Genomic DNA, 14708 nt, shown 5'->3' on the forward strand with positions numbered 1-14708 from the left:
TTGATTTTTTAAAAATTGCAAAAACTTTAGTATGCTGAGCGAAGTGAAGTTTGATCGTTTCTTAATCATGCCTTGTTAAGTTTGTTCTATATTTTCTGAAAATACGATAAACAATTTCTAATTAAATGATGTAAATTATATATTTTGATGCACTTAAAATCTCAAATTTTATAATGAAAACAGCGAATTTTACATATTTTATATCGCTTATTTAGAATTTAAGCAGTTTTGACAAAATTATCGAAATCTTAATAAATTTTATATACGGACACGATTTTTTGTTTTTAACGGTTTTTTAATTTTTGAAAATGGCCTATCAGCATGGCGAATCAGAGTCTCTTCTTTTTTGCCGCGCATCACTGTCGCGCCGAAATATAAAGATCATGACTTTTCTGTAATTGAAAATTTAAGGGGCGAAATGCTGATGAGCGTTTCCATTCAGTCGCGGGTGTCTTCACCCGCGACCGTGAATCTATTGTCTTCATTCTGGCTCTCTTCTTGTGAGGCGAGTGCCCGCTAATGAAATTCCTTACATTGAAAACCATGTCGCGATTCGCACAGGTCGCAGGCTTTGTTGCGCTGTCTCTGCCGTTTTTGGCAGATCATGCATCCGCTCAGGCGACCGGCGGCTGGACGCTGAATATTGATAACGCCAAAAATTCGGTAGCGACCGCTGGCGCAACTGTTCCCTATGAGTTTTGGATTGAAAACAATGCCAATCAGGGTACGCAGGCAACCAGCATCACCTTCACAGTGCCGGCAGGCTCTGTATTTCTTGGCGTAGATGGTCTTGCAGGTTGTAAATCTGCGCCGGTCACACCCGAAGAAACACTGACCGCGCCTCTAGATATAACTTGTGATGTGCCTGCAATGGCACCGCAGGAAATTATCCGCCCGGTTACTGTCAATTTGCGCCCAATGACCGAAGGTTATCTCAAACTGAAGGCGAAAATGGCTGCGCCGGGTCCTGAGCAACATGGTTATACCACGGTTGAAGAAGGGGCTGATCTGGCTGTCGCACTTTCGTTTGATAAACCTGAAGTACAAGCCGGTTTTGAGGCTAAGTTTACAGCAACGGTCAAAAATAACGGCCCATATCCGTCAAGTGGCGCTACGCTCGTGCTGCCTTTGCCGGTCGGTCTGTCGCGCAATGTCAGCATGCCTGCGGGCTGCAAAATTACCGGAACCGATATTATTTGTGCGGTGCCGGGTGAAATCGCTGTCGGGAAGGAAATCCCGTATGTGTTCTCCTCTCAGGTCATCGTTGAAAACGTATCCACTATCACTATGGGTGCGAAAATTGACCCGACTGGCAAGCCACTGGATCCGCTCAGTGACAATAACGAAGCTTCTGCAAGCGTAAGCGTTATTGCCGGTACGGATGTAAGCATTGCGAAAACACGTTCACCTTCCGGCCTGCTGTTCACAGAGGATGAAGTTACCTTCACGCTGAACCCTGCTTATGCCGGTACTGTGCCGTCGCAGGCGAGCATCACGGATGTGCTGCCGGAAAATTATCAGTTCATCGGTCTTGATGCCGGTAAAGGTTGGGTCTGTCCTGAGCAAGGGCAGACAATTCGTTGTGAATATACTGCCGGTGCCGGTACTGACTATAAAGCGCCGATTACAATCAAAGCCAAAGCGATCAAGTCAACCGATGAAAAAGGCGTTGTAAACACTGCAACTATTGCGTCGGATGATGAAAATCCGGGTCTTGATCGCAACAATAGCGGTCGCGATACAGTTGCTCATATTGCTGATCCGAAAGTGGATCTGGTTGCACATAAGTCCGGTCCTGCCCGCAATCTGGTGACAGTCGGCAATAGCTATGACTTCAACCTGCATACGACCAATAAAGGCAATATCGGATTTTCCGGTGAGCTGACCATTACGGATGATCTGCCTGCCGGTTTGAAAGTGACCAAAATTGCAGCGCCTGCAAACTGGCGCTGTTCGCCGCAGCCGGAGGTAACCGGTCCTGCAAAAATTGTCTGTACTACGGATCAGTACACAAAAACTTCGCCGCTTAATCCGGGGACGGGGACGTCACCGATTACCTTGACAGCCGAAGTGACTGAAAAGGGTGCATTCGAGAACCGCATGACGGTCTCTTTCGATGATTATTTGAATCTCGATGCAAATCCTGCTGATAACACCACATCGACCGGCCCGATCACCAGTGCGGATGATAAAAACTGGGCAGATATCAGTATTAAAAAAACTGTACTAAGCAGTCCGGTTCTTGCCGGTGATGAAATCACGTTCCGTCTGGAAGTAACGAACAGCGGACCTGCTGTTGCTGAAGATGTCTACCTGCAGGACAGATTGAGTGAAATCGTTGCCGAAGCTGCCGGTGGTTCACCGAGTGATGTGAAGATCAATATCATCCCGAATAAAGCGGTGGGACTGGCATGCAGTTCTGCGACTAGTGGCGCTTATTCGCGTGATTTGTCGTGCCGGATGCAGTCTTTGCCTGTCTGTACATTGGCAACAGATTGCCCTGTTGTTGAAGTAACAGTGCGTCCTGGTACGGAAGGCACAAAGCTGAATTCAGTGCATGCCTATTCGCTGAATACGCCGGACAACAATCTGACTAACAATCAGAGCGAAGCCCGTTATGAAGTGCTGCCACGTACAGATGTGATAGTTGCAAAATCCAGCCCGTCGGCAAGCTCCGGTGCCAAAGCCGGGCAGGAACTGCTGTATATTCTGACCGCAAGTGTGCCGAATAATGGCCTCAGCAAAGCTGAGAAAGTTACAATCACTGATACATTGCCGGATGGCCTGATGTTTGTTGGCGCAAGTGCCAGCTCCGGTGGCATCTGCTCGACTTTGCCGGATGTTACGAAAGTGACCGGCACAGGCAATAATCAGATCGTTTGTAATCTCGGCACCATTAATAACGGCTCTCAGCAAACTGTTTCTGTGCGCGTTATTCCGACAACACCGCTAGTTGATAAGAGAATCACAAATGCTGCCAGTGTGAAAACCGATACAGAGGAAGTTAACGAGCAGAATAACACTGCGACGCTTGATGTTCTTGTTCTGGCGCCGGCATTCGATCTGCTGGTGACAAAATCTGATGGTCCTGATCCGCTCGAAATAGGAACAGATACAACTTATACTGTAACTGTCAGCAATCGCGGTCCGTCTGATGCCTATAATCTGGTGATTACGGATACATTGCCGGAGACCGGTCTTGCCAATCCTGTGGTTACCAAGACAATCCCGACCGGAACTTATAAACTTACGAATACCAGTACAACTGTCCCTGGCGGTACGCTGGTCTATGAGCTGCCTTTCCTCAAAGCAGGAACATCCGTTAATTTCCAGATGACCATGACCGGCGTTGAGCGCGGCAAACATCTGAACATGGTTGAAGTTAAATCCGATGCCACGGATTTGTATGAAACTATCAAAGAAAACAACAAGGCTGTTCAGGATACGACTGTCCGCGTGCGCTCTGATATTTCGGTTACGAAGGTTCCGAGTGTAGAGACCGTTGATCTGCGTGAAGAGTTCTCATGGGATATCACAGTCACCAATCTGACCGGTGCCGGTCTTGATATTGCTGAAAATGTGACACTGCAGGATATGCTGCCAAGCGGCATGGAACTGACAAAAGCGCCGGTGATTATTCCTGCCGGTGCCGGTCGTATCTGTCAGGGCGCTGCCAAAGGCCGTGAGATCACGTGTGAACTTGGTGATATGGCGCTTGGTGAAGTTGTAACGGTGAAACTGTTTACAAAAATCACCGATATGAAGGCCGAGGCCGCATCGAATACTGCTCAAGTCAAAACCGACTCCTTCGACAAAAATCCGACCAATGATAAGTCTACCGGCACTGTAAAAACGGTGAAGGGCAGCAGCATCAGCGGTAAAATCTACCGTGACTTCAATACGAATGATGCTTTTGATGCAGGTCAGGATACCGGTATCAGCGGTGTTTCGGTAACCGTCATCGGTAAAGCTATCCATGACAGTGAAACTATCACCCGCACTATGACCACAAATGCTCAGGGCGAATATGATTTCACGCAGCTGCCTCCGGGTACCTATGACGTTTCTTATGGCCGGATTTCCGAACCAAACCTGACAGACGGTAAAGCATTGCCTGCACCGAACGACACAGGTATTGCGGCTCCGGTTGCCAATGGTGTGAACCGCATTAACGGCATTATCATCAGCAATAGTTTTGCGTCGAAAAATCAGGATTTCACGCGCGTACCTCTGCCACGTATTGATCTGACAAAAGCAGCCGGAACCATTACCTATCTGGATAATGGCAGCTATGAAATTCCTTATACGCTGACTATTAAAAACCCGAGCCTTGAGCCGCTGAACAATATTACTGTTACTGATGTTCTGACGGGTTCTGACCAGAATTACGGTACTTATAATGCCAGTGGTAAGCCTGCTGAAGGCGAGTATAGCGTTAAGACTATTTCAGCGAGCTTTGGGACGTTGCAGTCCGGTTTTAACGGTTCGGGCAACAATATTCTTGTCTCTGACGGAAAATTGCCTGCGAATAATCTGAACGGGAGTGCGTCGGGTACAAGCGCGACTGTCGGCTTTACGATTGTGGTCAATCCTGTGATCCCGCGTGTGTTGCCGGTTGTTCCGCATCTGAATAAGGCGGACGTCAAAGGGAACGGCGAATATTCCGGCAAATTGGTCGAGAAAGCCGCAACAGCGACGATCACCCCTGTTATCACGCCGCAGATTGAGCTGAAAAAATCGCATATCTATGCGCCGAAAGACGGCATTGCCAAAATCGGTGACCGGATTGATTACAGCTTTACTGTCACCAATACCGGCAACACGCCTCTGCTGAACATCAAACTGACAGATGAACTTGTTGGTCTGGAAGGTCTGGATGCTGCCACTGTGATCAAACGTCTTGATCCGAAACAGTCTGACAGCACAACATTCAAAGCACATTATTTCCTCACTCAGGCCGATCTCGACAGTGGCAAAGTGCCGAATAAAGCCACGGCGACCGGTGAGTGGAGCACGAAGGGCGATGCGGATAAAGTCAGTTCGACTGCCGATGATCTTGTTGAAAATCTGAGCAAGCCTGGTCTGACACTGCTGAAGGAAATTGAACGCAACAGCGTTCAGAATCCGACAATTGTCGGCGATACAATCCGCTATAAATTTACCGTTGAGAATACCGGTAATACGATCCTCAATGATGTGAAAATCACGGATGAGCTGGTTGGTATCGCGCCGGACCCTGCTGCTGCTTTCGCAATCGGCACATTAAATCCGGCTGAAGTTAAAACGGTCTATGCAAATTATACCGTTGCTCTGAAGGATATCGATGTTGCTGAAGTGCATAATATTGCAACGGCAGACGGCACCACAGGTCCTGCCAAGACACCGGTAACCACCGGTCCGTCTGAAGTTAAAGTTCCGCTGTTCCGTAACCCGAAGCTGGAACTGACAAAAGTTCTGGAAGGAACTGCGCCTGAAAACCCGCGCGTCGGCGATATGCTGACATGGACTGTGACAGCGAAAAACACCGGTAACGTTACACTGAGCAATCTGGTTCTTGGTGATGATTTCGCTGATGCGTTAATCACTCCGGCGTCAGTGGCCAGTCTTGCGCCGGATGCCACAGTTGATTTCACGGTGACTGCACCGCTGAAACAGAGTGATATTGATGCCGGTGAAGCACGTAATATTGCCAAGATCGACTTCAACGATCCTGAAAAACCACAGCCACCTGTTGATTCCAATGAAGTGGTGACACCGCTGCCGCAGAAACCTGCGATTGCGCTGAAGAAGACCGGCGATGTTTCCGACCTGTCATCTCCGCCGAAAGTCGGTGAAAAGATTACCTATACAATGGTGATCCGCAACACCGGTAACGTGGCACTGAACAACATCACGCTGACGGATGAGCTGCCGGACTTCGAGCTGGATGTTACGGATGCGGCACGTCTGCAAGCGGTTACGCTTCCGGCAAAAACACCAGCAAACAGTTTTGCTGATACAGAGATTACTGTTCACGGCACTTATGCCCTGAAAGCAGCAGATATTGATGCCGGTAAGGTCACCAATATTGCTGAAACAACCGGTACATCTGTTGTTAAGCCTGATGAGCAGGTCAAAGACACCAGCGGTACAGAGTTTGAGAATGACGATCCGTCGGTCACAGACCTGACCCGTGATCCGCAGATCCGTCTGATCAAGACCATTACGGATGCTGCTCTGAGTACACCGCCGCAGGTAGGCGATATCATCACCTTTGGTTTTGAAGTCCGCAACACCGGCAATGTGACGATTGAGAACATTCGCATTGAAGATCAGGTGGCAGGCGTTGTTGTTCACAACACCTCCGGCTGGACTGGTCCGCTTGAAGCGGGTGCTGAGAATACTGATGCCTTTACAGCGACCTATGCGCTGACACAGGACGATATTGATAAAGGAAACTTTGCCAATACCGCCAAGGTTATCGGTAGCAGTGTCGGCGGTACGCCGGATGATGTGACGGACATTTCCGGTACTGATATTGATAATGACACGCCGACAGAACAGACGTTCGACAAAGTGACCGGCCTGAGCATTGTCAAATCGGAAACCCATGTTCTGAGTACACCGCCGGTGCCGGGCGACCTGATCACCTATAGTTTTGTGGTGATCAATACCGGTAACGTCACACTGACAAATGTGGTTGTGACCGATCCGCTTCCTGATCTGGATATGCCGGAAACGACAATTGCGACATTGCTGCCGGGTGCTGCCAATGCAGTCACGCTGACAGCGACCTATGCAATCAAGCAGGCTGATATCCAGAAGGGTGAAGTTAAAAACAAGGCCAGTGTAACCGGTATCTATACCGATCCGAACACCAAAGTGCCTGAGACTGTGCCGCCGGTTGAGTCCAACGAGATTGTTGTGCCTCTGGATCAAGTGCCTGCGATCGCGGTGGTGAAATCGGCTGTCTCTGCCCTGACAGAACCTGCGGAAGAAGGTCAGGAGATCACCTATACATTTACCGTCACCAATACCGGTAATATGGAACTGATCGATGTGAAGGTTGAAGACCCGCTGCTGGGCATCAATCCGTCATCGTTCGATGCCGGTGATCTGGCACCGAATGAATCGAAAACATTCACAGCCGTTTATGCCATCACGCTTGCAGATATCGACAATGAGAAGGTTGTTAATCAGGCAACGGCGACCGGTACCTATGATGACGGTTCAGGACCAAAAACCACGACAGATTTGTCGGGTCCGGATATTCATACGGATGAACCGCTGATCGTGCCGGTTGTGCCTCCGGTACCGGAACTGAAAATCATCAAAACCGGTACATGGCTTGATGATAACGGCAATGGTTATCCGGAAGTCGGTGAGAAAGTTGAATTCACCTTCAACATCACCAATACCGGTAATGCAGTCCTGTTCAATGTGACGCCTGCTGATATCGGTCCGAGCTTTAACAACAAGCCTGCGACCGGCAAGCTGTCAGCGTTCACACCTGATCCGGTTGAACTGAAACCGGGGGCTTCGCAGAAGTTCGCTGCAACTTATGTTCTGTCGCAGGACGATATTGATGCAGCCGCCGGTATTGTCAGCGCTGTCACCAATATTGCGACCGCTAAAGGTAATGTACGCAACGGCAAGGAATATGAATCGCCGGAAAGCGTGGCGAAAGTCACACTGCCTGCGACCGAGCCGAATGATGTCACCATTACCAAGCAGGCAATGCTGCGTCAGATCAAACGTGGTGAGCGTGTGCCTTACATCATCCGCGTTGAAAACAGCTCGACCAGCAATGCCGGTCCGGTCAATGTCATCGACACCATGCCTGCAGGTTTCCGCTATGTGGAAGATTCCGCAACGCTGGACGGCAATCCGTTTGTGCCTGTGGTCAATGGTCGTCAGATCCGCTTTGACAATCTGCCGCTGGGACCAAAATCCACGCTGGAAATCCGCGTCGATCTGCTGGCACTGAGCACAGCGGGACCAGGTAAACACACCAACGTAGCCTCTGTCACCGACAGAACCGGCACACCGGTTGCCAAAGATGCAAAAGCGGTTGTCGAGATTGTTGCGGAACCTGTGTTCGACTGTGGCGATATCGTCGGCAAGGTCTTCGATGACAAAAACCGCAACGGTTATCAGGATGAAGGCGAGCCGGGTCTTGCAGGTGTGCGGATTGCCACCGTCAAAGGCTGGCTGGTGACAACCGATGAACATGGCCGTTTCCATGTTGCCTGTGCGGCTCTGCCGGATCAGCGTATCGGTTCCAACTTCATCATGAAGCTTGACCCGCGCACCCTGCCAAGCGGCTACCGCCTGACAACGGAGAACCCGCGTGTTGTCCGCCTTACCGCCGGTAAAATGACCAAGCTCAACTTTGGTGCTGCCATCGGCCGTGTCGTTCGCCTTGATGTGAAGGGTGATGCGTTTGAAGCAAACAGCACAGAACTCAAGCGTCGTTGGGCTGACAATATCAGCAGCCTGATCGCCGTATTGCGCAAGGAGCCATCGGTTCTGCGACTGAGCTATGTCGATGCAAACACCAAGCCGCAACTCGCGAAACAGCGGATCAAGCACTTGCGTGATCTGATTACAGAGCGCTGGCGCAAAGACGGTGAGCATTACCAGCTCGAAATTGAAACCCGCTCAGAAGTGGGGAAATGAAGCTATGACGGACATTATTCCATCCATGAAACACCGTAATATCCGTCGTCTTGGCTTGCTTGCAGGCAGCGCCATGGTCACTCTGACCATGGCAACTTTGCCCGCTTTGGCTGCAAATTCTGCAGATAGCAGCAAGACGGAGCTTCATTCCATTCGCGGTAAAAAGCTGGATGACCAGACTGTACGCAGTCTGGAAGTCGGCGAAAATACCGAGCGTGAATCTTTAAGCGACAGCGGCAACATTCCTTTTGCCATCAGTGTTGATGGTGAAACGGTTGAAGAAAGCACAGCACCGGCAAACGTGAAGAAAAACGACAAACCGGTTAAGCAGGCTGATCGTCAGCGCAAAACCGATGTTGATTTGCATGCGGTTGATATCCAGATCAAATATGACGGTCTGGAAAGCACACCTTTGCTGAATGTCTCCACTATGCCGGTGCGTCGCAGCTACCGTGCCGGTGAGACGGTCGAGTTTCTGGCAACGACCAACTATCCGGGTTTCGTAGAGCGTTCTGAAATCCGTATTTTCCATGATAATGACAGCAAGAAGACTGAGAAGCCTTTGGCTGTCGTTCCGGTCGGCACCAATGCAAAAGCTGGCTGGAAAATGCCGGCCGGTGACGATCTGCGCGATTTTACCTATGTGTTGCGCGTCTATGATGCCAAAGGCCGTTATGATGAGACTGTGCCGCTGACATTGAGCCGGACAGAAAAAGACTTCTCGTCCGAAAATAAAGTAACAGCTGTTGCTCCGGGCATGGGCGAAGATCGTACAGCTCTACGCAATATTCCTGTGCGCGGTGGTTCCGTTACGATTTATGGTCGTAATGTCCCGCAGCAGCATCAGGTAGAGGCTTTCGGGGAAGCTATTCCTGTTGACCGTGAACAGGCTTTTGTGGTGCAGCGCATTCTGCCACCGGGTAATCACGATGTTGATGTATCGGTGAACGGCGTTTCCAAGGATAGTGGTCTGCATTTTAACCGTGATATTAATATTCCGGATAATGAATGGTTCTATGTCGCACTGGCCGATCTGACCGTTGGCAAACGTACCGGCGATAAGAATATTGAGAGCGTGCGTCCGGGTGAATATGACAGCGTTTATACGCGCGGTCGCCTTGCTTTCTATCTGAAGGGCAAGATCAAAGGCGAATATCTGCTGACCGCTGCCGCTGATACGGCTGAGGATGATCTGGATCAGTTGTTCCGTAATTTCGGCAGCAAAGATCCGCGCCGTCTGCTGCGCCGCCTCGATCCGGATGATTATTATCCGGTCTATGGCGATGACTCGACCATGGTTGAAGATGCACCGACAAACGGTAAATTCTATGTGCGTCTGGATCGCGGCGACAGCCATGTGATGTGGGGTAATTTCAAAACCCAGATCAAGGGCACAGAATTTATGCGGGCTGAACGTGCGCTCTATGGCGGGCAGGCAGTTTATCGCTCTGAAACCAGCACATCTTTCGGTGAACGCAACACGGAAGTGACCCTCTATGGTGCGCAGCCGGATACGCTGCCGCAACGCGAAGAGTTTCTTGCGACCGGCGGTTCAGCTTACTTTATGAAGCGTCAGGATATTATCGAAGGCTCGGAAACGCTCACCATTGAAGTACGCGATCCGGTAACCGGCCGTATGATCGAGCGCCGCACTCTGCGTGCCGGTGAGGATTATCGTTTTGATTATATGCAGGGCGTGGTTATTCTTACACGGCCTTTGTCCACATCGACGGCGACCAGTGATCCGGTGCGTAGCGGTGCATTGGGCGGCAATAAAATCTATCTGCTTGCGCAATATGAGTTTGAGCCGTCTGCCACTGATGTTGATGGTTTCAGCTATGGTGGTCGTGCGCAGCAATGGCTGAGTGATAAAGTACGTGTCGGTGTTACCGGCATGAATGAAACGACCGGTACAGCTGACCAGCAGGCTGGTGGTGCTGATATTCAGCTGCGCCATTCCGAAACCACCTTTCTGGAAGGTGAAATTGCTGTCTCGAAAGGGGAGGGCTTTGGTCTGAACCGTTCGACCGATGGTGGTTTGACCATGAGCAATACCGGCCCTGCCGGTAGCCGCGACCGAACCGCAACGGCATGGCGTATGCGTGGTCAGGTTGATCTGGAAGACCTGACAGACAATGGCGCCAAGGGTATTCTTGGTGGATATTATGAAAACCGTGAGGCCGGTTTCTCTTCGCTTTACGATCAGGTGCAGGTCGATAAACAGCTCTGGGGATTGCATGCCGATCTGGAATTGCGTGAGCGCACCAAGCTGAAACTGACCTATGACGATTTTAAAGATGATGATGGTCAGATCAAACGCGAAGGCAAGTCCAGCATCAGCTATGAGCTGGATCAGTATTGGAAACTGTCTTTCGGTGTCTCCTATACCGAACTGATGTCACCAACTGCCATTAAATCCGGCAAACACGGTTATGATGGCTCGCGCCTTGATGGTGGTGTGCGTGCGGATTATCGCCTGAGCGATGATTACCTGTTCTATGGTTTCGGTCAGGGGACGATGAGCCGTTCGGGTGATATTGACCGTAATGACCGTATCGGGCTTGGTACAGAGATCAAACTGACCGATAAAGTCGGCCTCACCGGCGAGCTGTCCTATGGGACTCATGGCGTCGGCGGTCTGGCAGGCCTGACCTATGATCCTAATGCCGATGACCATTATTATATCGGTTATCGTCTTGATCCGGATCGTGCGTTCGACCTCAACCGTATCTATGATCTGAGCGGTCGTGATAAAGGCGCGATTGTTGGTGGTGTGAAACGTCGTATCGATGATGTTGCTTCTGCTTATGTCGAAAACAGTTACGATATGTTCGGTCTGCGCCGTTCACTCACTCAGACCTATGGTGTTGTCTATACGCCGGATCCGGTCTGGACAGTCAATGCCGGTTTTGAATCCGGCCGTATTCACGACAACACACTCAATTCGGGTGGTCTTGAAAATTCGGACTTTGACCGTTATGCGCCATCGCTGGCCGTTGGTTATAAAGATGAAGAAGCCGGCATTGATGCGCGTATGCGTGGTGAAGTCCGCATTGAAAATTCTGAAGACGGCACGCGCGATCAGAATACCTATCTGCTGGCCGGTGGCGTTTCATGGAAAACCAGTGAAGACTGGCGTGCATTGGCGAATTTCGATGCGGTTATTTCTGACAGTAATTCGTCCCTCACTTCCGTGCAGAATACGGATTATGTGGAAACGTCCCTCGGCTATGCCTATCGTCCTGTTGAAAATGATCGTCTGAACGCGCTGTTCAAATATTCATGGCTCTATGACATGCCGGGCAATAACCAGCTTGTCAGCGGCTCAACGCGTGATGTTTATGCTCCGGCGCAGCGCAGCCATATTCTCTCGGCAGATTTTACCTATGATCTGGTGCCATGGCTGTCGGTTGGCGCGAAATATGGTTTCCGTATCGGCGAAGTGAAATACCGGATTGCCGATAATGCAGGCACTTTCCAGCCTTATTGGCAGCGTTCATCTGCTCACCTCGGCATTGTGCGGGCAGATCTGCATATTGTGAAGGAATGGGATGTGCTGGTTGAGGGCAAGGTGATGCATATGCCGGAAGCCGACACCACAGACTTCGGTGCTCTGACTGCGGTGTACCGCCATGTCGGCAATAATTTCAAAGTGGGTGTCGGCTATAATTTCGGCCGCTTCTCCGACGATTTGCGCGATCTGACCATGGATGACCGCGGCGTCTTCCTCAATATGGTCGGCAAGTTCTGATCTGTTGACAGAATATTGAAACAGGAATGCCCCGTATTGCTAAATACGGGGCATTTTTATTGAAGAACAGACTAGCTTGTTTAGTCCGCCAGCAGTGTGTGGAAGCCGGTAATGCGTAGCAAATGGGCGCGCCATTCGGCAATGGCCTGATAATTATTCACATACCACCGCAAAGCTGAATAGACCTGATTGAAAGCGCCGACTGACATCATCAGGCCACCAAAATTCAGATCACCGGAAAAATAGATCGGTGCAGCCGCCAATATCGGCACGACAATAGCCATCCAGCCAAAACCGGATGAAATCCATGTGAGATTGGTCTCAGTCAGGATGAGTTTTTTGACACTGAGATAGAGGCTCTGAAATTTCTCGCGCAAAAAACTGATTTTCCGCTCGCTATCATCCACTGTCGGGTAATTGTGGTTCTCACTGACAATCGTGACCAGTGCGGAGCGAAATTCGGCTTCCTGTGCTTCACGCGCTGCATTGAGCCGAACCAGTCCGCGCCCGACCCACTTGCTCAGCGCTGAAGCGAGGCCAACATAGAGAAACGCTGCCCAGACCATATAGCCCGGGAGTGAAAACGAATAACCATTATAATGAAAGACAAAGCCTTCCGAGACATTCCATAAAATACCGACAAAGCTGAGCAACAGGATCGTCGATTGAATAAAGCCGATTGTCAGACCTGTCGTGGAATCTGCGAGCTGTCTGGTATCCTGATGGATACGCTGATCCGGATTTTGCGCATAAAAATCTGTTTTATCGAGCTTGGATGCTTTATTGCCATGTAACCAGCAATCAATCAGATTTTTGACAATGGCTTTGCGCATCATCACAGACAGGATTTGCTGGAACCAGTTTTGCGCGACATTGAGGATCAGCAATCCGGCAGCGATAAAGACAAAAATCTGCAACTGCCGGATAAATTCAGGCACGTTGCGCTGCTCAATTGCATTGTAAAACGGCACATTCCACTGATTGAGCGTGACCTGTCCGTAAGCGGTTGCCAGCAAGATGAATAGCAAACCTGCGGAGAGTGCAGCAAGTTTAAGAAACTCATCGGAGGAGTTCAGCAATCTGCGCAGAATGCCGACCTGTTTTAAAAATGGGATTTCCGGCAGATGAGGGTCTTGCTGAGGGTCATGAGGAACTGGCACCGGAATGACCTCTTACAGCTGTTGATGTATCGCTCTGGGAGCATCTTAAACGTAATAGAATTTTCTGTACTGTTCCAGAGTGGTCGTTGAAAAAAGCAGTTACAAAAAAATCCCCCGCGTAATCATTACACGGGGGAGATACGATTATCGGATTGTAAAAAGTATCAGTCTTCTTTGCCGTAAATGCCGGTATGGATGACGCCATCTGCACCGCACCATGCGCGATACATTCCAGGGCTGTTGAACGGCAGCTCGATATTGCCTTTGGCATCAACGGCGATAAGGCCGCCGGAACCGCCAAGTTCACCAAGTTCCTGCACTACATCGCCTGCAGCCTGTGCAAGGCTCTGGCCTGCCCAGCGCATACGTGCATCAATTTCGTGGCCGACTGCCCAGCGGATGAAATATTCGCCGTGACCGGTGGCGGAAATCGCCGCAGTTTTATCATCTGCCCATGTACCGGCACCGATCACAGGGCTGTCACCCACGCGACCCGGTGTTTTAGCGGTCATGCCGCCGGTGGAGGTGGCAGCAGCAATATGGCCGTGCTTGTCGAGCGCAACCGCACCGACTGTGCCGTGCTTACGTGCCGGATCACCATCATCGGCAAGACCGAGACGGCGGCGTTCCATTTCCGCTTTCAGCGCATCAAGACGTTGCTGGGTGCCGAACCATTCCGGTTCCATCATTTCCAGACCGGCATTTTCACAAAAACGCTTGGCACCGTTGCCGGCGAGAAACACATGCTCAGTCTGTTCCATCACGGCACGTGCTGCCAGCACCGGATGGCGCGGGCCGCAAATACCGGTGATCGCACCGCAGGCACGGGTCGCGCCGTCCATCACAGCAGCATCCATCTCATGGGTGGCATCGGTGGTGTAAACCGCACCGCGACCGGCATTGAACAGCGGATTATCTTCGAGCGCCATAACCGCAGCAGTGGCTGCATCCAATGCGCTGCCGCCTTCGTTAAGAATTTTCAGACCAGCTTCGAGGCAGGCTTTAAGACCTGCATGATAGGCGGCTTCACGCTCCGGTGTCATATTGGATTTCAGGATCGTGCCTGCACCGCCATGGAGTGCAATTACAGGGGTAGTTTCAGACATAATATTCCTCAGATATTGAAAGGCTGACATGAG

The 14708-nt window shown here is 50.5% G+C and carries 4 protein-coding genes; 2 read left to right on the plus strand and 2 right to left on the minus strand.

Annotation, left to right across the window (positions count from 1 at the left end):
* Window positions 1–519: 519 nt before the first annotated feature.
* Together QUF18_RS03310 and QUF18_RS03315 are read left to right on the plus strand one after the other, a co-directional pair.
* Window positions 520–8658, plus strand: coding sequence for a DUF7507 domain-containing protein (locus QUF18_RS03310; protein ID WP_289385147.1), 8139 nt, complete (start codon window positions 520–522; stop codon window positions 8656–8658).
* Window positions 8659–8662: 4 nt separating this feature from the next.
* Window positions 8663–12409 carry a TonB-dependent receptor gene (locus tag QUF18_RS03315; RefSeq protein ID WP_289385148.1) on the plus strand — a complete coding sequence of 1249 codons (3747 nt, stop codon included), beginning with the start codon at window positions 8663–8665 and terminating at the stop codon, window positions 12407–12409.
* Window positions 12410–12489: 80 nt separating this feature from the next.
* Here QUF18_RS03315 and QUF18_RS03320 read toward each other — a convergent pair whose 3' ends face one another.
* Window positions 12490–13569 (minus strand): SbmA/BacA-like family transporter, encoded by a 1080-nt coding sequence (locus QUF18_RS03320; protein WP_289385150.1) that lies wholly within the window; start codon window positions 13567–13569, stop codon window positions 12490–12492.
* A gap of 164 nt (window positions 13570–13733) precedes the next feature.
* The gene (locus QUF18_RS03325) at window positions 13734–14675 is read right to left on the minus strand and encodes an isoaspartyl peptidase/L-asparaginase family protein (RefSeq protein ID WP_122008957.1); all 942 of its coding nucleotides are present in this window, start codon (window positions 14673–14675) and stop codon (window positions 13734–13736) included.
* Between the last annotated feature and the right edge of the window lie 33 nt (window positions 14676–14708).

This window comes from Pseudochrobactrum kiredjianiae, from assembly GCF_030362795.1.
In the GTDB taxonomy this organism is placed as follows: Bacteria; Pseudomonadota; Alphaproteobacteria; order Rhizobiales; family Rhizobiaceae; genus Pseudochrobactrum; species Pseudochrobactrum kiredjianiae.